Below are 18,397 nucleotides of genomic sequence, written 5' to 3'. Positions count from 1 at the left end.
GGCAAGATTGCAGCCTTAACCGCTTGATCCCGCAGGCTGGCACGATCGTATCTGCCAATCAGGACAACATTGGCGGATGGTGAAATCCATCATGCACCCACAAGGAGCCTGAGATGAGTGAAGGTATCGTCGTGATTGGCGCTTCTGGCGGTATCGGGGCGGCGCTGGTCGCACACTGGTTGGCGGCGGGTGTCGGGCCAGTGATTGCCATCAGTCGTCAACCCGCACCAGCAGGAGCCTCTTCGCCGGCCCTGCACTGGCTATGTTGTGATTACAGCGATGAGCAGATGGCAACTGCGGTAGCCCGCATCGCGGAGTTGGCGCCGAGACCCCATCGGGTGGTGATATGCAACGGCATCCTGCATCAGGGGGAGATCCAGCCAGAGAAGCGGCTCGAAGCAATCAATCTCGATGCCATGACCCGCCTCTACCAGACCAACGCCTTGCTGCCGCTGCGCTGGATCAACCAGTTGTTACCGCTGTTTGGCCGCGAGCCTTGCATTCTGGCCGTTCTCAGCGCCCGGGTCGGCAGCATTGGCGACAACCGAACGGGCGGCTGGTATGGCTATCGTGCATCCAAGGCCGCCCTCAACATGCTGCTCAAGTGTGCCGCCATCGAGCTGGCCCGGCGGGCCCCCGGCGTCAAATTGCTGGCCTTCCATCCCGGCACCGTGGATACCCAACTCTCCCGCCCGTTTCACGCCAATGTACCGGCGGGAAATGTGCAGAGTCCCGAGCTGGTAGCCGACCATCTGATTAACCTGATGAACCGGCTGCAACCGGATGGCGAGCTGAGCTTTCTCGACTGGCAGGGCAAACCTATCGAGTGGTAGAGGAACTCAAGAGACGCGCCAGCAGCGCCCGCAAACTCTTGATCACGGCGGGCTTGCCCGCCAGTTGCAACCTCGCGGCCAGCATTCCCCAGTCGGCATATAGCCAGATGGCTGCGATCAGCAGATAACGCTCGTCAGGGGTCAGCGAAGCCAACACATCCAGATTGCGCGCCAGCCACAACTGCAGGCTGGATTGGCTCAGTTCGAACGGCTTGTGATGCAGGGCAAAGCACTCAATCTCGTCGCGCTCGAACTCACCAAGCTCCGGCACGGTGACGGTACTGCCTTGCAGGCATTGCCATACCAGCTCGGGATCCAATCCTTTCAATTCACCCGCCAGCAAGATCGGCAGCTGGCGAATGAAACGCTGCTGCCATTGATTCAACTCGATCTCATGTTCGAGGTTCAGCGCTTTGAGCAGCAGGGCTGCATGGCATCCGCTGGCGGCATCCCGTTGCAGGCCGATGCGCAGCACCTCCAGCCCTGCCTTGCGCCAGAAGGGGAGCAGGTCGGCGCTGGCCGAAAAGGCCGAGCCGAGGTAGTCGATGCCAATCTGACGATAGTGCTCCTCAAGCTTGCCAAGCAGCAGCGAACCCAGTCCGTGCCGGTGCAGCTCGGGGTGGATGGCGATACGCATCACCCGGGCGTAGCTGCGTCCCCCCGCCGTTTTGAAACCGGCATGAGCCAGCAGCGACTGGGGCAGCAGATGGCCGCGCGGCCGGCGACGCCCGGCCCAGATCGCCTCGGCCAGTTCGGGCTCTATCTCCCCTTCCCGCGCCACCAAGGCCACTCCCAGCAGGCTCGCATCCTGCTCCAGCTGATGGATGTCGAGATCCGGACTCTCCAGCAGGGATCGGAGATCGCTCGGCGTGGTCTGGTAGTGAGCCAGCACCAGCAGGCCAAACAGCTGGTTGAGCAACGCCTCGTCTCTCGCCAGCGCCTCCTGGCTGACCAGACGCCAGCTCGGGTTGGTCGGCGGCAAGGGAGTTGCCACTTCGGCATTGAGGCCGAGCAGGCGGAAAATCAGCGGCTCCAGCGGATCACGCTCACTCCAGCGAATGGGCTCAGAGAGGTGGATCTCCTGCCACTCCGGGGTCTGGCTATCGAGCACCCGCTTGAAGCGCAGGTGAAAACCGCGCCCCGTCCCCTCGTAACCGTGCTCGGTGGTGGCAAACACGATGCGACTGTGGCGGGCAAGCATGGCCTCGAGCAACGGGGTCGGAATGGCGGCCGCTTCATCCACCAGCAGCAGATCGGGATTCATCGCCTCGTGCACCAGCCGATCCGGCGAGCAGTAGCTCAGTCCGGTCAGCTGTTCAGGCGTAGTATCTAGCCCGCGAGCTGCGTGGGCAAACAGGGTCGCTACCGTTGCCTGCGAGGGGGCCGTCACCACTATGTTCAGCGCGGGCTGCTGGCGCAGCAGCTCGGCGGCAGCCAGCCCCAGCAGCGCACTCTTGCCACGACCGCGGTCGGCGCTCAGCACCAGCGGCCGACGACGATGGCCGTGCAACACCTTGTGGATAGCGGGCAGTGCCCGTGTCTGATCGCAGCTCAGCCTGCGCTCCGGCCCAATCGGTTGCCACGGCTGCGAGCAAACCGGCGGATCCAGAGAGAGGGTAGGATCACCTTCCAGCAACCGCACCAGCCGGGCGATAAAGCCGTGGCCGGCCCGACTGGCCTCCTCCGGCTGGGCCACCAGCCGGATCCGGTCGGGATCCGGCCATGCGGGCCACTGCGCTCTGGGTGGCGTCAACAGCAACAGCAAGCCACCGGCGCGCAGAGTGCCAGCCAGCGCCCCGAAGGCGTCGGGATGAAAGCCGCTGAAGGCGTTGAACACCAGCGTGTCGCACTCCTGACCAAGCCGCTGCAGCGCCTTGGCGGCCGGTTGCGGGGCATAGCACTCGGGCCCGGCTCCCAGCCAGAAGACCGTCTCGCCGAGCAGGGATTGGGCGCGGGCAATGCACTCGGCCTCCTCCCCCTCCAGCCAGATCAGGCGCCGCTCACCGGCGCGGGCCAGCGCCTCGCGCAGCAGGGTGACCTCTTGCAGTGTCATGAAGCTTGGCAGTCAGCCGGTTTGCGGGGCTCGAACATGCGATCTCCCATCTGATCGATAAAGGTGTGGGCCTTCTGCACCATGAAACGCTCGGCATCGACCGGATTGGCAAACAGATCGGAGCGGATGAAACGGTGGGTTTGCAGCACGCCGTCCAGCTCTTTGGTGATGCGGCCAGCCAACCGATACTGACCCCCTTCCGCCATGGGCTCCGGATAGATGAGATAGCCGGCATATTCGGTGGGAGTGACTTCCGGCGCCTTGGTCGGCTCGCCCCCGAACAGGGCGCTGAACAGTTTCTTGAGCATGGTGATCTCCTCTGGTTGCCAGCATTGTCCCCAAGGGGTTGCACAGTGGCAAGCAGGGGATCTTATTACCAATGGTTATTTGCACTACGAACCATTCTCATTTAGATTTCATCTCATTCCACAAGAGGTGACCATCATGTACGTCTGTTTGTGCCGCGGCATCACAGATACCCAGATCCGCAAAGCGGTGCAGTCAGGTAAAAGCGAATTCCGCCAACTCAAGCAGTCGCTCGAGGTGGGCGCCCAGTGTGGCAAATGCGTGCGCATGACCATGGAGATCATCGCCGCCGAACTCGACAAGATGGAGCAGGAGCAACCCGTGCTCTACTACGAAGTGGCCTGATCCGGACACCTCTTTTCTGATGCGACCCGCCAACAGGGTCACCCCTTTTCTCAGGCGAGCTGGCTCGCCGGACCTCTTGTTGTCACTTTTCTGGACTAAGCTCTAACGATCGAAGCCTCAGGCACGAACCAAGGAGCACTGTCGATGAAAGGAGATCCCAAGATCATTGCCCACCTCAACAAGGTGCTGGCCAATGAGCTGATTGCCATCAACCAATACTTCCTGCACGCCCGCATCTACGATGACTGGGGCCTCAAGGCGCTCGGGCACAAGGAGTATCACGAGTCTATCGATGAGATGAAACACGCCGACGAGCTGGTCAAGCGCGTGCTGTTTCTCGAAGGGCTGCCCAATTTGCAGGATCTGGGCAAGCTGCGTATCGGCGAGACCGTCGAAGAGATGCTGCGCTGCGACCTTTCGCTGGAGATGGATGCCATCCCCGACCTCAAGGTGGCCATCGCCTACGCCGAGTCGGTGCAGGACTACATCAGCCGCGACCTGTTCCAGGAGATCCTGGAGGATGAAGAGGAGCATGTGGACTGGCTGGAGACCCAGCTCGATCTTATCGATCGCATCGGGCTGGAGAACTACCAGCAGTCGCAACTGCACCACGTCTCCTGAGCCAGCAGGCCAGCAAATAAAGAGACCCGCCAGCGCGGGTCTCTTTATTTGAGCAGCCATGACCCGAAAACTTTTCGACAGGATCACAGTTAATACGCCCGACGCAGCATCTGTCATGGCTTTCGATTAGGATACGGCTCTCTTCCAATAACAATGCTACGGACGATTTCCATGGAACAGATTGCACGCGAGATGGCGCCCCACAAACGGGTGGCTCTGGTGGCTCACGACAACATGAAGACCCCTCTGCTGAACTGGGTGATGCGCCGCAAGGAGGAGCTCAAGCTCCACCACCTCTATGCGACCGGCACCACCGGCACCATGCTCGGCAAGCAGGCGCAACTGCCCATCACCTGCCTCTTCTCCGGCCCCATGGGGGGCGACCAGCAGCTCGGCGCCCTGATCGCCGAAGGGAAGATCGATGTGCTGATCTTCTTCTGGGATCCCCTCAATGCGGTGCCCCACGATCCGGACGTGAAGGCGCTGCTGCGCCTCGCGGCAGTCTGGAACATCCCGGTAGCCACCAACGAAGCGACCGCCGACTTCATCATGGACAGCCCCCATATGCGCCAGGCGTTCAGCGTGCAGATCCCGGATTACGCCGGTTATCTGAAGGCTCGCACCGAGTGATCGGCTAACCCGTCATGCAAGAGGGCCGCAACAAGCGGCCCTCTTTAATTGGGAAAATGCATCAGCCAGGGAAACAAACCGGCGCCGGCTTATAGCGCGCGGGCGAGAATGCGTGCCACCCGATCCGGGTCGATATCCTGCTGCTCACCGAGCGCGGTGCGCCCCACCCGCTTGAGATTGGAGCAGACCGCCGGAATGCAACTTTCGCTGAGGCCATAATCGGCCAGCCGGGTACCCAGTCCCATCTTCTGGAAGAACTGCTCGGTGCGGATAATCGCCTCTTCGATGCGCAGGGCCTTGTCCTCGCGGGTCGAATGCCACACCCGCTCGGCAAACTGGGCCAGCTTGTCCTGCTTCTGGCTCGCCCGCTCACGGAGCAGCGAAGGGAGCACCACGGCCAGACTCTGGCCGTGATCCAGCCCGTAGAGCGCCGTCAGCTGATGGCCGATGGCGTGAGAGGCCCAATCCTGCGGCACTCCACAACCGATAAGGCCGTTGAGTGCCAGACTGGCGGCCCACATCAGATTGGCCCGCACCTGATAGTTGGTCGGCTCCGCCAGCGCCCTGGGGCCATTATCCACCAGCACCTGCAGCAAACCTTCCGCCAGCCGATCCTGTACCTCGCCTCCCACCGGAAAGGTGAGGTACTGCTCGGCAATATGGACGAAGGCATCCACCACTCCGTTACCGGTCTGGCACGGCGGCAGGCTGTAGGTGGTGGTCGGGTCGAGCACCGCAAACTGCGGCTGCACCAGCGAGCTTCTGAAGGAGATCTTCACATCCCCCCGGCTCACCACCGAGGTGGGATTGCTCTCGGAGCCGGTGGCTGGCAGGGTCAGCACACAGCCCATCGGCAGCGCCTTGTGCACACTCGCCTGTTTACCGCAGATATCCCAGGGATCATCCCCCTCGTAGCAGGCGGCGGCCGCAACAAACTTGGTGCCATCCACTACCGAGCCGCCGCCGACGGCTAGCAAGAAGTCGATGCGATCGCGTTTAACCTGCGCCACCGCCTCCATCAACAGCTCGAATCTGGGGTTGGCACCGATGCCGGAAAACTCCTGCCACGTCACCCCCTCCAGCGCCCGGGTCAACTGCTCATACACCCCGTTCTGCTTGATGCTGCCACCGCCGTAGAGCACCAGCAGCCGGCTGCCGGGCGGGATCAGTTCGGGCAGGCTGGCGATCTGCCCCTCGCCGAAACAGATACGGGTCGGATTGGCATATTGGAAGTTGTACACGGCGGACTCCTCGACTGGCTCAATGCGCGAACATTGTGCGCCTGTGGGGAGGTGAGGTCAAAAGAGGTGGCAGAAGCTTGCCCATAGGCGGTCGACACTGGCCCATCGGTGCCGACCGGGTAGATCTCAGAACAGCGGCAGGATCAGGCAGTTTTGGCCTCATCTTTGGATGAGCTCTTCTTGCCGGTCAGGCGATCCATCGCCTCCTTGAGCATCGCCTCTCGCTGCTCGTTGAGCGGCTTGCTCTGCTCCGCCCGCTCTTCCGGCGTCAGCTTCTTGTTATCGGCGATGGTCTTGAGCTTCTCTTCGATCTCGTTGAACTTCTTGCGATCGAAACCAAGCGCCTTGTCCACCAGCTGCTGCACCACGCCCCCCTTGTCGGAGCTCATATCGAGCGCCGGCGGCAACTTGTTGTTCTTGGCCAGATGTTCGTAGGTCAGCACCTGCTGGGCCTGACCGGTCATGCGCTGGGTGGAGAGGCTGACCATCTCCTCCCAGCCACCGCCCTGGCCGCCGCTACTGGCACTGTTGAGGGTAGCGAGGGCACGGTTGTTGGATGCGCTCTGGGCAAGCTGCTGGCTGTAGGGTTTGATATCCATGGGGGCTCCAATTCGGTGCGCATCTGCGGCAATGGGCACAGGCTGATCCGGTCACATGGGGCGTCAGGCCCCACCATTATCAATTAAACCAGCAAGTTACAGGCCAACTTGTCAGATAGTGCGAGTTCCAGAGATATGGCGGATCTCACCACGCATCCCTCGCAAGCAGGCGTCAGAATCATGACTCATCTGCTGCCTGCCCACGCTGTTTTGGCACATTTCGCCGTCCGCGCACCACGACGCCAGAGAAAAGTCAGGAACAGCAGCTCGATCACAAAATAAACAACCACTCAGGAATACAATTTTGGCGCACATCACAACCAGCCAGCCGTGTCATGGATGATCTGTTCGAAAAACCAATAACAGGCAGACCAATCTGTCGTGCTCACTCCGCTGCCAGTTCGGAGTTGCAGCCTCCCCACACCTCATCCCCTCGCCTGACTCTCACTCACCGCAACCCTTCGGGTACATCTATGAAAAAACACACCTTGAGTCTTCTCTCCGCTACCCTGCTCACCCTGCTTGGCACCAGTGCCGACGCCTGTACCGGCCTTATCGTCGGCAAGGGGGCCAGTGCCGATGGCAGCGTGATGATCGCCAGAAACGAGGATTTTGGCGTCAACAACTGGAACAAGTACCTCGCCTTCCGGTCCGCGCAGCAGAACGAGGGCAAGGTCTGGAAACTGGGTAACGGGCTGGAAGTGCCGATGCCAAAGGCGTTTTTCGCCTACTCAGCCATTCGTGACTGGGATGCGACGTCCAGCGACCCGGACGGAAAGTATTACGAGGAGCGCGGCATCAACGAGTTCAACGTCGCCATTTCGGCCACCACTAGTGCCGAGGTCAACGACAAGGCCCAGAAAGCCGATCCGCTGATCGAGAAGGGAGTGATTGAAGCCATCATCCCGACCCTGATCCTGCCGCAGGCCAAGACGGCCAAAGAGGGGGTCGAGCTGCTTGGCCGCTATGTAGAGCAATATGGCGCCGGTGAAGGCAACAGCCTCTATCTGGCGGATGTGAACGAGGCCTGGCTGATGGAGATCGGCTCCGGCCACCACTGGATTGCGGTGCGGGTGCCGGACGACAGCTATGCCATGGTGGCCAACGGCCTACGCATCCACGGCGTCAATCTCGACAGCGCCGATGTGCTGCACTCGCCCAAGCTGCTGGAGTTTGTACGCGAACACAAACTGCTGGATAACGCCGATCCGAAAGAGTTCAACTTCGCCAAGGCGTTCGGGGTCATCGCTGACCCGTACAACGTGGATCGGGAGTGGCTCGGCCAGAAAATGCTGACCGCCAGCCACCCGCAGCCGACCCGGCAGGCGCAATATCCGCTCTTTATGAAGCCGGATGCCCCCATCGCCGTGCCGGACGTAGCCAAACTGCTGAGCGCCACCTATGAGGGCACGCCGCTGGCGGGCAAGGCGGAGCGGCCGATCCGCATCGATCGCCAGCTGGAATCCCACGTCATCCAGCTGCGCAAGGAGATGCCCAAAGAGCTGCAGGGGCTCATCTGGCAGAGCTATGGCGTGCTGGCCGAATCCGTGATGGTGCCGCTCTACAACACCCTGGAGTCCTACCCCCTGCCCTATCGCACCGGTAGCGACAGCTACTCCGATGACTCTGCCTACTGGCAGTTCCGCAGCCTGACCGCACTGGCCAGCGCCGATCCGGACAAGTACCTGCCGCTGCTGCGCGGCGTCTGGAGCAAGGAGAGCAACAAGCTTTACAAGGAGGTGGCGCTGCTCGACAAGAGCCTCAAGCAGGCCTATACCAGCGACAAGGCTACCGCCATCGGGCTGGCTGCCGACTACTCCTATGGCCAGTTGGAGCAGACCTATCAGATGGCCAAAACGCTGCGCTACAAGCTGATGACGGATCTCACCAAGCGCACCGAGAAGAAGTATTCGCCGGAGGAGTTCAAGAAGATCATGAGCCTGTAATCGGCTCGCCAACGCAAAGAGGCTCCCACGGGAGCCTCTTTCGTTTCAGCCAATGCAGCGATCAGCTGCGGCTGATATTGAGCGGGCCGAAGGTCTGGGCCACCGGCATGATCTCGATGCTGTTGATGTTGACGTGGGCCGGTTGCTGACTCACCCAGAGCACGGTATTGGCGATATCTTCCGGCTGGATCGCCTCCACCCCCTGATAAACGGTCGCAGCCTTGGCATCGTCACCGTGGAAGCGCACGTTGGAGAACTCGGTGCCGCCGCACAGGCCCGGCTCCACGTTGGTGACGCGGATGGCGGTGCCCGCCAGATCGGCGCGCAGGTTGAGGCTGAACTGCTTCACAAACGCCTTGGTGGCGCCGTAGACGTTGCCGCCCGGATAGGGGTAGGTGCCCGCGATGGAGCCGATGTTGATGACGTGACCGCGATTGCGCGCCACCATGCCCGGCAGCAGCAGGCGGGTGAGCAGGGTCAGACCGCTGATGTTGGTGGCGATCATCTGCTCCCAATCTTCCAGATCCGCCTTGTGGGCCGGCTCCAGCCCCAGCGCCAGACCGGCGTTGTTGACAAGCAGATCCACCTCTCTCCAGGCGGCTGGCAGAGCGGCGATGGCGGTGCGGGTAGCCGCCTTGTCCTGCACATCGAACGCCAGCGGCAGGAACTGCTCGCCCAGCTCGTCAGCCAGCGCAGCCAGCCGCTCGGCGCGGCGACCGGTACCGATCACCTTGTACCCCGCCTGCACCAGCTGGCGGCTGATGGCTTCACCAAACCCGGACGAGGCGCCCGTTACCATTGCAATCATCTGAACCTCCATATCTACACCGATATTGTTATTTATCTTTTTGAATCTATTAAGATTCATTCATCGCTCAATTCACGTCCGGTCGCCTTGCGCCAGACAAATACCACCAGATGGAGCAGCAACAAGCCCGAGCCACCCAGCGCAAACAGCAGGCCGGTGAGGGCGTTGACCGAGGTATCAGCGCCGCACCACCACCAGACCAGCCAGCCACTCAGGCCGATGACAAAAGTCTGGCCGGCGCAGACCGGACAGCGCCCCAGCTTGGCCCTGATGGCGGTGGCAAGACAGTTGTCGCAGCTCATCCAGCTCCTCGATGTTGCTTGTTCAATACGGTCAGTTGGCCTGTGAAGATGGCTTGCGCGCCTGAGTGCGAGCTACTCTGCGCCGCTCACGCTCCTCGTCGCTCACCAGCGGCAGCACCAGCCGGTGGGCGTGCTGGTCGCGGCCATAGTAGTCCGCCAGCCGCTGCTGGGGACGAAATCCCAATCCCTGATAGAGCGCCAGCGCCTCTTCGTTGGCATCCGCCACCTCCAGCCGGATCGCCCCCCAGCCAGCGGCCTTGCCCTCGCGGATCACCTGCTCCAGCAGACGGCGGGCCCAGCCCAGACGGCGCACCGTCCAGCGGATGGCAAGCGCCTGAATGACCAGCCGATCCCAGCCTCTGTGCTCAAGCAGGCAGAGATAGCCCATCAGCTGATGTTTCTCGTCCAGCAGCAACAGGGTGCGCCCCTTGGCATGGGCCAGCAGATAGTGCCAGCGGCTGCGGCCAAAGGCGACTTCGGGAGGAAAACAGTAGCGTTCCAGATTCACGATGGCGCCCAGATCATCGGTTCGGGCCGCACGTACGGTCAACACGGGGAGTCCTTGTTCGGTTATTTATCCTCAGCACCAAAAATGCGACTTGTATCACAAGTTACCAAGGCGTCATATTAGGCACTGTAACCTCTTGTTTCCCCTCGCGCCATTGTCGTGCTTGTCGGTGCATCGAAGCCCACTGGGGATCCTGCCTGTTCAGGCAGTCTGATCTGTGGAGCCGAAAATATGAGTACCTATGTCATCGTCGAAGAGCTGGGCGACTGGCCTTGCCATGCCGATTATCTGCTGACCGCCCGCACCTATCTGCAACATGGCGTGCCGACTACCGGCGGCCGACCCCGCATCATCAACCTCTGCCGCAATCTGGAGCACCTGAGCGCAGGCTACTACTGCTCGCTGCTGGCCCAGGCCCGCGGCCACCACTGCCTGCCGGGTCTGCAAGCCATCAGCCGACTGCAACCCCAGCAGCCACCGGCCAAGCTGTGGCGCAAGGCGCAGGGATGGCTGGCCCAGCAGAGCGAGGATCGGATTAGAGTACGCGCCATCTTCGGCCAGTGTGAACAGAACGAGCTGGCAGGGCTGGCGCGCTATTACTATGGCCTGAGCCAGTTGCCGCTGCAGGAGCTGACCCTCAAGCGCGGCCGCCACGGCTGGTCGGTGCGCCAGCAGCAGAGCCTGTCACCGCTGGAGCTGAGCCCAAGCGAGAAAGAGTTGATGCTGCACCACGCCCAGGCACTGGTGGGGACCGGTGACGAGGAGCAGGCGGCGCCGCTCTACCAGCTCGCCATTCTGGTCGACCCCGATGACGGCCGTGCCAGCAGTGACGGGCTCGCGCTGGAGCGCTTTATCCGAGCTGCCGCCGCCCAGGGCATCCGGGCCGAGATCCTGCCACCGTCGGCCATCGAGCGGCTGCCGGAGTTCGACACCCTCTGGCTGCGTGCCGAAACCGCAGTCGGCCACTACACCTTCGAATTTGCCCACCGTGCCGAACAGCTCAAGATGCCGGTGATCGACAGCTCCCGCGCCATCCTCGCCTGCAGCAACAAGCTCTACCTCTACGAGCTGATGGTGCGCAGCGGCGTGCCCATGCCGCCCACCATGGTGGTCACCCGCCGCGGCCGCCACCATGTGGATGAGCTGGTACAGCGGCTCGGCCTGCCGTTGATGGTGAAGGTGCCCGACGGGGCGCAAGGGCGCGATCTCGCCATGGCCAGCGACGAGCAACAGCTGGCCCGCCTGCTGGACGAGGGGCTGGGCCGCTCCGCCCTGCTGCTGGTGCAGAGCCGGATCCCCGCCGAGTTTGACTGGCGCATCGGCTTTCTCGACGGCTCGCCGCTGTTCGCCTGCCGCCGCTACCGGCCCGAACCCGGCAACCGCATTCGCCGCCGCAAGCACCCCCTCGATATGAGCCGCATCGAGGCGCTGCCGCTTAACGAGGTGCCGGAGCGGGTACTGCAGACCGCTCGCCGTGCAGTGCATCAACTTGGCAATGGCCTCTATGGGCTCGATTTGCGCCAGCAGGGGCGCGACTGCGTGCTGCTGGAGATCGTCGACAACCCCTGGATCCGCGGCGATATCGAAGACAAGGAGGCGCAGGATCTCTACGAGCGACTGGCCCGTGCCTTCCGCCAGCGGCTGGAAAACCGGGGCCAGACCACCGTATAACCGGTCCTGACCTTGTCGCCCCCAATGACAGAGAGGGCCCCGCGAAGGGGCCCTCTCTCATATCAAAGCGTGCTGCGGCTGTCTTATTGCAGACGCAGGAAACGCCCGCTCAAGGGCGGTATCTCCACCGTTACGCTGCTGCCGCCGATGGCCAGACTCTCGCCGCTTTGCAGATCCACCAGCGCGCTGCCGCTGCGCAGTTTGCCCGTCGGCAGGTTGTAGCTGAGCGCCGTGGTGGAGAGGTTGAGCAGGTAGACTATCTGCTCCCCCGCCGTCTGCTTGATGTCACCATAGAGGCTGCCATCGGCCACCAGTTTGACTCGCTCTCCCTGATAGAGGGCGGGGTGGGCGGCGCGCATCGCCAGCAGCTGGGCCAGCCACTCTTTCAACTCGGCCTGTTCGCTACCCGGCACAAAGCCGGTGACAGCGGGCACCTTGCCATCGCTGCGGGCCACATGATCGTCGCACAAGCCCTGTGCCGCACAGTCAACGCCGACCTTGGCGGCAAAGCCCGGCACCTCGTCGCCAAACTCCTCGCCATAGTAGAAGGTGATGGGGCCGGAGCGGGCAGCGAGGAAACTGAAGGCCGCCTTGTGGCGCTGCCAGTACTCGGTCGACTTGAAGTTGCCACGCTCCAGCAGATCACCAAAACGCACCAGATCGTGGTTGCCCAGCATCAGGTTCGGCATGGCGTGATTTGGGTAGTTCTCCACCTTGTTCCAGCTGGCATCGAGCACGCTGGCCCCCTGCCCGCCCTTGCCGGACTCCTCCACCGCCAGCGCCTGCACGATGCCGTAGCGTAGCGGGAAGTCGAACGCAGATGAGAGTGCCGGATTGTCGCTGCTGCCGTAAGCCTGGGCGCGAATGTCGTCAGCCCCCTTCCACACCTCGCCCACCATGTAGCCGAGGGTACCCCACTGCTGCCCTGCCGCCTTGCGCGCTGCGCTGGCCTGCCCCACCTCGCTGCGAATGGCGCGCCAATCATCCAGCCCAAGCTGATAGGCCTGATCGAGGCGCCAGCCGTCGATGCCGTACTGCTCGACCCAATAGCGGGCGACCTCCTTGAAGTAGGCGAGGCTCTCCGGCTTGCTGTAATCCACCAGCTGGCCGGGATAACCCGCACCGCCGCTGGTGAGGGCTGGCAGACGCCCCTCTGGCGAGGGCTTGCTCACCCCCACCTTGTTGACGTGGCCAAACACCCCGTCGAGGAAGACATAGAGGCCGCGCTGGTGCGCCCCATCCACCAGCTGTTTGAGCTTGGCATTGCTGCCAAAGTTGGGATCCACGGTAAAAAAGTCGCAGGCGAAGTAGCCGGTGGCATCGAGCTTATTATCGCCGCCTTGCCCCGCGCAGGAGTCGAACACCGGGGTGAGCCAGATGGCGTTGACGTTGAGACTCTTGATGTGGTCGAGACTGTCGATGATCCCCTGCAGATCGCCGTTGTGCTGGGAGGGGCCATAGCCGACGCCGTAGTTGGCACTGCCGTCACCATCGGCAAACGACTCCACCATTACCTGATAGATGCGCAGGTTGCAGGCGGGTTGATCGTCGCCATAGCAGGCTCGACTGGCCGTGGCAACCGGAGGGTGGGTGACCGGCGGATTGACGACGGGGGGAGAACTCTCCCCACCTGAACTACCGCTGCCGCCGCAAGCCGCAAGTAACAGGGCGGCCCCGAGCAGGCCGCCATAGCGTAACGTTCCCTGTTTCATTGTTATGTTCCCGCTGTGAGAGCAGGCGTCTGATACGCCTGTTTTTCACCATGATAGCGATGCTCACACAGCGGTGTCTGTGACTGAAAACGTTATCTGACTCAACTGGTTATAGCACCCCTGCCGAAGCAAAACGGTAGTTGAGCGAGAGCCAGTAGGAACGGCCCGGCTCGGGGATGCGGCCGCTCTGCTCGTAGCCCAGCCCGGCCTGACTGCTGTGCACCGACTTGGAGAGGTGCTCGTAGTAGAAGGTGTCGAACAGGTTGTCCACCCCGGCCGAAAGCTGCCACCCTTTGGCAAACTGCCAGGCGCCGCTCAGGTTCATGGTGAAGAAGCCCGGAGTCTCCCCCTGATCCTGACCCGCGACCGTGCCGGAACCGACGTCCACCCGATCCTGCGCCGCCACCGCGCGCCCCAGCAAGGTAAAGCTCAGCGCCTCGTCCGGCTGCCAGCCCAATGCCAGCTTGCCATCAAGCGGCGGCATCTGGGCCAGCGGCTTGTTGTCGCTCTGATTTTCGCCGTAGACCACCGCCAAACCACCATCGAGACGCCACTGCTCGGCAAACTGCCAGCGCCCCTCCAGCTCGCCACCCCGGGTCTGGGCATCGATATTGCGCACCTTGTTCGACTTGCTGTTGTAGAGCAGGTAGTCCTTGATATCGGCGCTAAAGAGGGAGAGGGTCAGGTCCAGCTCGCGGCTGCGCAAAGCCAACCCCGCATCCCACTGGCGACTGCGCTCCGGGTTGAGGGTGAACGGGGTGCTGTCCTTGCTGCGCTCCCAGTAGTCCGGCGCCCGCTCTGCCTGCCCCCACGCCAGATAGCTGGACCAGCGTTGCGACCACTGGTACTCGTAGCGGCCAAACCCGCTGTTCAGACTCAGGGTATCGCTGTAGAGGGTCTGTTCACCGGCGCCATAGCGGGTGGTCTCGACCCTATCCTGACGATAACCGCCCTTGTAGCTGTGAGCCCCCTGCTGACGACCCAGCTCGGCAAAGCCACCCTGCTGCTCGAAGCGCAGGGTGCGCTGACGTGGCTTGTCAGCATAATCCAGATCCTTGCGAAATCTGTGTTGATCCCGGTTGCTGTCGAACCCGGCGGTCAGCAACCAGTCGGCAGGAAGGGCGATATCGTTGGCCCAGCGGCCGCCGGTATTGCGGCGATCAGGGTTGCTCAGGGATTTGGTGCTGCTGTTTTGCCGCAGGCTGAAGTTGTCCATGATGTGGTCTATGTAGTTGTCCCACAGGGTCAGCTCGCTGCGCTGCCAGTGAGTGGTGACCTGCTCCTGCTTGAGCTTCAGCCCGAAGGATTCGCGATCAAACATGGGGCCATCCATGGTGCGGTCCGCATAGGCGGCGCGGGCGTTGCTGCGCTCGGCGGTGAGTTCCAGCCAGGTGTGCTCCCTCGGCGTCCAGCCCAGCTGGGCGGTGCCGTTCTCGCGGCGATAGAAGGAGCGCACCTTGTCACCGTGGCCATCGCGGTAATCGTCACTGTCGGAGTGGGTAAACTGACCACGCAGATAACCGTCGGTCGAGCCTGCCGTCATGTCGACCATCTGGTCATCGCGGCCGAAGCTGCCAAAGAGGGCCGAGGCGTCGCTCTTGAAGCCCGGTGCCATAAACTCTGGCCGGTCCCGCTCAAACAGCACGGTTCCCGCCAGGGTTGCCCCCTGCTCGAGGGATTGCGGCCCCTTCAGCACCCGGATCCGGTCAAAGGATTGGGGGAACACATAGGCCGTGGGCGGGTCCATTCGGCCGCCACAGCCACCGGCCAGCATGCCGCCATCCATCTGCACGTTGAGGCGGGACATCCCCATCCCCCGCAGCACAGGGTCGCCACCGAGCCCCCTTTGCGCACCATGCTCATGCCGGTGACATTCTTCAGATAACCGGCGCCGTCGGCAGCGGGCATGGGGGAACCGGGCTTCTTGGGATCCAGCGTCACTTCAAGTGTGCTGGCGGGGCGTGTTGCCACCACCACCATGGGATCCAGCTGTTGAACCGGCTCCTGACCGGCGGCGCCGTGACAGGCGAGCCCTCCCACCAGCAGGGCAAGGGGGGGGCGCATATGACAAGCCATACATTTTCCTTATGTATTTGTTTGTTTTGTTATTTTCATTCAACCAATCAAACCTTTCAGCTAGGGAAAGGTTTGCCATCAGGCCGCAAAAAAGGCCTGCGGCGCGAAAGCGGCAAGCCTCTGTCAGGTGAAGCGAAGGCAAGTTGGCAAAATGTTGCGCAGGTTTTACCCAAGTTGGCTCAGAAAGGCAAACGGGCAAACATTCCAGTAACAGGAATCTGGCGTTGGCTCACAAAAAATGGGGATTAGCTGAAGGCTTCCCGCTCATCGATGGGAGAGATGAGGTGATAGACCTCATGGGCTGACAAGGTACATCCGACGGGCCACTCCAGCTGGTGGTGACGGTTGATGAAGACCCGGGCGCAGTGACGCTCGCTCTCCAGCTTTGCAAACAGCGGCTGGGTTCGCCAGGGGGTCAGATCCAGCACCCCCGTGGTGCCATCCGATAACACCAGAAACAGGCGCCATCCCCGCACATACTCGACATCGATAAAGACCGGCATCCCTTCGGCTCCGATTGAGATAATTCGCGGCAATTATAAACACCAGCGCTCCATCCATACACGCTGTAGCTCACATTTTACCCAGCAGATTATGCTGTGCTCATTAGTGGCGCGACATCACATCTTTAGATGATAAATGTGTTAATGCCGACTTTTAACAAACTTGAATGCAACCTTAACCAATTCGATCTGTCATAACCTCACAACAACTAAAAAAACGTCTGTGGACAGACGTTTACAGTCTCATTCAGGAACAAACATGACAGTTCTAAAACAGCGACTCGGCCCGTTTTGGCCCTTCGCCGTCTTCTGCGCGCTCGCGCTTTTCTCTCTCTCTTTCAGCCGAATCGCCCTCGGTCTCTGGCAACTGGAACGGGTGGATGCCGTGGCCGGTTGGCAGGAGATGCTGCTGCAAGGGATCCGGGTCGACTTTGCGACCCTCTGCTGGGTCTGGGGTGTCCCCGCCATGCTCACTCTGCTGCTGGCAGGCCCCCATGCCATCGGTCGCGGCTGGCTGCAACTGATGCGAGTGTGGCTGACCGTCGGACTCTGGCTGATGCTGTTTCTCGAAATCTCCACCCCCTCCTTTATCAATGAGTACGGATTACGCCCCAATCGTCTCTATGTGGAGTACCTCATCTATCCAAAAGAGGTGTTCGCCATGCTGTGGGCGGGCCGCAAGGCCGAACTGCTGCTGGCGGTACTCTTCAGTGGCGCCGTGCTGACCGGTGGCTGGTGGCTGAGCGGCCGTCTGGTGCATGGCCTCAGCTTCCCCCGCTGGTATCTGCGTCCGGCCTTCGCCCTGCTCATTCTGGCCATAGGTTTTCTCGGTGCCCGCTCCAGTCTCGGCCACCGCGCCCTGAACCCGGCTATGGTCGCCTTTGCCGAAGATCCGCTGGTCAACTCGCTCACCGTCAACTCCGCCTACTCCCTCTTCTTTGCCATCAAACAGATGGGCGCCGAGGAGGATGCCGGCCAGTTTTACGGCGAGATGACCCCTCAGAAGGTGCTCGAAGTCATGCGCAAGGAGAGTGGCCGTTCGGCCAGTGATTTCAACTCAGATCTGCTGCCCAGCCAGACCTTCAACGAGGCGAGCTTCCAGGGTAAACCGAAGAATCTGGTGATCCTGCTGCAGGAGAGCCTGGGCGCCCAGTTTGTCGGCTCCCTCGGCGGCCTGCCGCTTACCCCCAACATCGACGCCCTGTCGCAGCAGGGCTGGGCCTTCGAGCAGCTTTACGCCACCGGCACCCGCTCGGTGCGTGGTATCGAGGCGGTACTAACCGGCTTCACGCCGACCCCGGCACAGTCGGTGGTCAAACTCGGCAAGAGCCAGACCAACTTCTTCACCATCGCGGATCTGCTCAAACAGCGGGGTTATGACACCAGCTTTATTTATGGCGGCGAGAGTCACTTCGACAACATGCGCAGCTTTTTCCTCGGCAACGGCTTCACCACCATCGTCGAGCAGAAGGATTTCGACAATCCGGTGTTCAAGGGCTCCTGGGGCGCCTCCGACGAGGATCTGATGGCCAAGGCCGACGAAACCTTCAAGGCGCTGCACAAAGAGGGCAAACCCTTCTTCAGTCTGGTGTTCAGCTCCAGCAACCACGATCCGTTCGAATTCCCGGACAACCGCATCGAACTCTTCGAGCAACCCAAACAGACCCGTAACAATGCGGCCAAGTATGCGGATTACGCCATCGGCGAGTTCTTCAAGAGGGCGAAACAGTCCGAATACTGGCAGGACACCCTGTTCCTGGTCATCGCCGACCACGACAGCCGGGTCGGTGGCGCCAGTCTGGTGCCCATCCCCCGCTTTCATATTCCGGGGGTTATCGTGGGCGACGGCATAGTGCCGAGAAAAGATCCGCGCGTCGTCAGCCAGATCGACATGGCGCCGACCCTGCTCTCCCTGATGGGGATCAGTGCCGACTACCCCATGCTCGGCAAGGATCTGACCCGCATGCCTGCCGACTGGCCAGGGCGCGCCATCATGCAGTACGACAAGAACTTCGCCCTGATGCGCGGCAAGGATGTGGTGATCCTGCAACCGGAGCGGGCGGCAGAAGGCTATGTCTACGACAATGCCAGCGAGAAGCTGACCCTGGCGGCGCAGCCGGACGCCCTGAAGGAGGATGCGCTTGGTCTGGCCCTGTGGGGCAGCATGGCCTATCAGAAGAGTCTCTATCAGACGGCCAAGGATGAACGCACCGCCGCCAATTGAGCCACCCGTGCAGATTCAG

At 61.8% G+C, this 18,397-nt stretch carries 17 protein-coding genes and 1 pseudogene; 8 read left to right on the top strand and 10 right to left on the bottom strand.

Going from position 1 to position 18,397, the window contains the following annotated elements; translation table 11 throughout:
• Nucleotides 1-113: 113 nt before the first annotated feature.
• Entirely contained in the window at nt 114-833 is a 720-nt protein-coding gene (locus ACTG2G_RS13665) for an SDR family NAD(P)-dependent oxidoreductase (protein ID WP_374996357.1), read from the top strand.
• Here ACTG2G_RS13665 and ACTG2G_RS13660 read toward each other — a convergent pair.
• Nucleotides 820-2,886, bottom strand: coding sequence for a tRNA(Met) cytidine acetyltransferase TmcA (locus ACTG2G_RS13660; protein WP_429204255.1), 2,067 nt, complete (start codon nt 2,884-2,886; stop codon nt 820-822). The two genes, ACTG2G_RS13665 and ACTG2G_RS13660, sit on opposite strands and share 14 nt — an antisense overlap.
• Nucleotides 2,883-3,194 (bottom strand): HlyU family transcriptional regulator, encoded by a 312-nt coding sequence (locus tag ACTG2G_RS13655; RefSeq protein WP_429204257.1) that lies wholly within the window; start codon nt 3,192-3,194, stop codon nt 2,883-2,885. The genes ACTG2G_RS13660 and ACTG2G_RS13655 overlap by 4 nt, the downstream gene beginning before the upstream one ends.
• 136 nt (nt 3,195-3,330) lie before the next feature.
• On the opposite strand from ACTG2G_RS13655, the gene ACTG2G_RS13650 reads away from it, so the two are divergent.
• The 3 genes from ACTG2G_RS13650 (at nt 3,331) to ACTG2G_RS13640 (ending at nt 4,788) form a co-directional block, all read left to right on the top strand.
• Nucleotides 3,331-3,537 carry a bacterioferritin-associated ferredoxin gene (locus ACTG2G_RS13650; RefSeq protein WP_005335965.1) on the top strand — a complete coding sequence of 69 codons (207 nt, stop codon included), beginning with the start codon at nt 3,331-3,333 and terminating at the stop codon, nt 3,535-3,537.
• 144 nt (nt 3,538-3,681) lie between these two features.
• Entirely contained in the window at nt 3,682-4,158 is a 477-nt protein-coding gene (gene bfr / locus ACTG2G_RS13645) for a bacterioferritin (protein WP_421386632.1), read from the top strand.
• A gap of 171 nt (nt 4,159-4,329) precedes the next feature.
• Complete coding sequence (locus ACTG2G_RS13640; protein WP_005354960.1) at nt 4,330-4,788, top strand: methylglyoxal synthase; 459 nt, start codon at nt 4,330-4,332, stop codon at nt 4,786-4,788.
• A gap of 89 nt (nt 4,789-4,877) precedes the next feature.
• Here ACTG2G_RS13640 and ACTG2G_RS13635 read toward each other — a convergent pair whose 3' ends face one another.
• Together ACTG2G_RS13635 and ACTG2G_RS13630 are read right to left on the bottom strand one after the other, a co-directional pair.
• On the bottom strand, nt 4,878-6,029 hold the full coding sequence (locus tag ACTG2G_RS13635) for an iron-containing alcohol dehydrogenase (protein ID WP_421386631.1): 1,152 nt from the start codon (nt 6,027-6,029) through the stop codon (nt 4,878-4,880).
• Between the two features lie 143 nt (nt 6,030-6,172).
• Entirely contained in the window at nt 6,173-6,628 is a 456-nt protein-coding gene (locus ACTG2G_RS13630) for a hypothetical protein (RefSeq protein WP_019446593.1), read from the bottom strand.
• A gap of 473 nt (nt 6,629-7,101) precedes the next feature.
• Here ACTG2G_RS13630 and ACTG2G_RS13625 point away from each other — a divergent pair, with 473 nt between their 5' ends.
• Nucleotides 7,102-8,574, top strand: coding sequence for a C69 family dipeptidase (locus ACTG2G_RS13625; RefSeq protein WP_439985534.1), 1,473 nt, complete (start codon nt 7,102-7,104; stop codon nt 8,572-8,574).
• 61 nt (nt 8,575-8,635) lie between these two features.
• On the opposite strand, the gene ACTG2G_RS13620 is transcribed toward ACTG2G_RS13625, so the two are convergent.
• From ACTG2G_RS13620 to ACTG2G_RS13610, 3 genes are read right to left on the bottom strand one after another with little or no spacing between them, the layout of a single operon-like run.
• Complete coding sequence (locus ACTG2G_RS13620) at nt 8,636-9,382, bottom strand: SDR family oxidoreductase (protein WP_421386627.1); 747 nt, start codon at nt 9,380-9,382, stop codon at nt 8,636-8,638.
• Nucleotides 9,383-9,438: 56 nt separating this feature from the next.
• Entirely contained in the window at nt 9,439-9,684 is a 246-nt protein-coding gene (locus ACTG2G_RS13615) for a DUF3624 domain-containing protein (RefSeq protein WP_076493290.1), read from the bottom strand.
• A 31-nt stretch (nt 9,685-9,715) separates the two neighbouring features.
• The gene (locus ACTG2G_RS13610; protein ID WP_106844032.1) at nt 9,716-10,237 is read right to left on the bottom strand and encodes a GNAT family N-acetyltransferase; all 522 of its coding nucleotides are present in this window, start codon (nt 10,235-10,237) and stop codon (nt 9,716-9,718) included.
• A 186-nt stretch (nt 10,238-10,423) separates the two neighbouring features.
• Between ACTG2G_RS13610 and ACTG2G_RS13605 the strand changes: the two genes are divergently transcribed.
• Entirely contained in the window at nt 10,424-11,863 is a 1,440-nt protein-coding gene (locus ACTG2G_RS13605) for a RimK family protein (RefSeq protein ID WP_144713921.1), read from the top strand.
• A gap of 83 nt (nt 11,864-11,946) precedes the next feature.
• On the opposite strand, the gene ACTG2G_RS13600 is transcribed toward ACTG2G_RS13605, so the two are convergent.
• Together ACTG2G_RS13600 and ACTG2G_RS13595 are read right to left on the bottom strand one after the other, a co-directional pair.
• A complete protein-coding gene (locus tag ACTG2G_RS13600) occupies nt 11,947-13,575 on the bottom strand; it encodes an alpha-amylase family glycosyl hydrolase (protein WP_421386624.1) in 1,629 nt (542 codons plus the stop codon).
• Nucleotides 13,576-13,684: 109 nt separating this feature from the next.
• A pseudogene (locus ACTG2G_RS13595) lies at nt 13,685-15,651 on the bottom strand (TonB-dependent copper receptor).
• On the opposite strand from ACTG2G_RS13595, the gene ACTG2G_RS13590 reads away from it, so the two are divergent.
• Nucleotides 15,640-15,900 (top strand): hypothetical protein, encoded by a 261-nt coding sequence (locus tag ACTG2G_RS13590; RefSeq protein WP_439968996.1) that lies wholly within the window; start codon nt 15,640-15,642, stop codon nt 15,898-15,900. The pseudogene ACTG2G_RS13595 and the gene ACTG2G_RS13590 overlap by 12 nt on opposite strands.
• On the opposite strand, the gene ACTG2G_RS13585 is transcribed toward ACTG2G_RS13590, so the two are convergent.
• Nucleotides 15,897-16,154 (bottom strand): DUF2442 domain-containing protein, encoded by a 258-nt coding sequence (locus tag ACTG2G_RS13585; protein WP_005335997.1) that lies wholly within the window; start codon nt 16,152-16,154, stop codon nt 15,897-15,899. The two genes, ACTG2G_RS13590 and ACTG2G_RS13585, sit on opposite strands and share 4 nt — an antisense overlap.
• A gap of 259 nt (nt 16,155-16,413) precedes the next feature.
• Here ACTG2G_RS13585 and ACTG2G_RS13580 point away from each other — a divergent pair, with 259 nt between their 5' ends.
• Complete coding sequence (locus ACTG2G_RS13580) at nt 16,414-18,378, top strand: LTA synthase family protein (protein WP_439985533.1); 1,965 nt, start codon at nt 16,414-16,416, stop codon at nt 18,376-18,378.
• The last annotated feature ends 19 nt before the right edge of the window (nt 18,379-18,397 follow it).

It is taken from the genome of Aeromonas sp. 55A, from assembly GCF_051919665.1.
GTDB classification, from domain to species: domain Bacteria; phylum Pseudomonadota; class Gammaproteobacteria; order Enterobacterales; family Aeromonadaceae; genus Aeromonas; species Aeromonas veronii.
This window is presented reverse-complemented; position numbering and strand designations above follow the sequence as displayed.

Excerpts from the sequence above, each read along its gene's own strand:
- ACTG2G_RS13665 (WP_374996357.1), top strand. The coding sequence starts at position 114 with ATGAGTGAAGGTATCGTCGTGATTGGCGCTTCTGGCGGTATCGGGGCG.
- ACTG2G_RS13660 (WP_429204255.1), bottom strand. The coding sequence starts at position 2,886 with ATGACACTGCAAGAGGTCACCCTGCTGCGCGAGGCGCTGGCCCGCGCC.
- ACTG2G_RS13655 (WP_429204257.1), bottom strand. The coding sequence starts at position 3,194 with ATGCTCAAGAAACTGTTCAGCGCCCTGTTCGGGGGCGAGCCGACCAAG.
- ACTG2G_RS13650 (WP_005335965.1), top strand. The coding sequence starts at position 3,331 with ATGTACGTCTGTTTGTGCCGCGGCATCACAGATACCCAGATCCGCAAA.
- bfr (WP_421386632.1), top strand. The coding sequence starts at position 3,682 with ATGAAAGGAGATCCCAAGATCATTGCCCACCTCAACAAGGTGCTGGCC.
- ACTG2G_RS13640 (WP_005354960.1), top strand. The coding sequence starts at position 4,330 with ATGGAACAGATTGCACGCGAGATGGCGCCCCACAAACGGGTGGCTCTG.
- ACTG2G_RS13630 (WP_019446593.1), bottom strand. The coding sequence starts at position 6,628 with ATGGATATCAAACCCTACAGCCAGCAGCTTGCCCAGAGCGCATCCAAC.
- ACTG2G_RS13625 (WP_439985534.1), top strand. The coding sequence starts at position 7,102 with ATGAAAAAACACACCTTGAGTCTTCTCTCCGCTACCCTGCTCACCCTG.
- ACTG2G_RS13620 (WP_421386627.1), bottom strand. The coding sequence starts at position 9,382 with ATGATTGCAATGGTAACGGGCGCCTCGTCCGGGTTTGGTGAAGCCATC.
- ACTG2G_RS13615 (WP_076493290.1), bottom strand. The coding sequence starts at position 9,684 with ATGAGCTGCGACAACTGTCTTGCCACCGCCATCAGGGCCAAGCTGGGG.
- ACTG2G_RS13605 (WP_144713921.1), top strand. The coding sequence starts at position 10,424 with ATGAGTACCTATGTCATCGTCGAAGAGCTGGGCGACTGGCCTTGCCAT.
- ACTG2G_RS13600 (WP_421386624.1), bottom strand. The coding sequence starts at position 13,575 with ATGAAACAGGGAACGTTACGCTATGGCGGCCTGCTCGGGGCCGCCCTG.
- ACTG2G_RS13590 (WP_439968996.1), top strand. The coding sequence starts at position 15,640 with ATGACAAGCCATACATTTTCCTTATGTATTTGTTTGTTTTGTTATTTT.
- ACTG2G_RS13585 (WP_005335997.1), bottom strand. The coding sequence starts at position 16,154 with ATGCCGGTCTTTATCGATGTCGAGTATGTGCGGGGATGGCGCCTGTTT.
- ACTG2G_RS13580 (WP_439985533.1), top strand. The coding sequence starts at position 16,414 with ATGACAGTTCTAAAACAGCGACTCGGCCCGTTTTGGCCCTTCGCCGTC.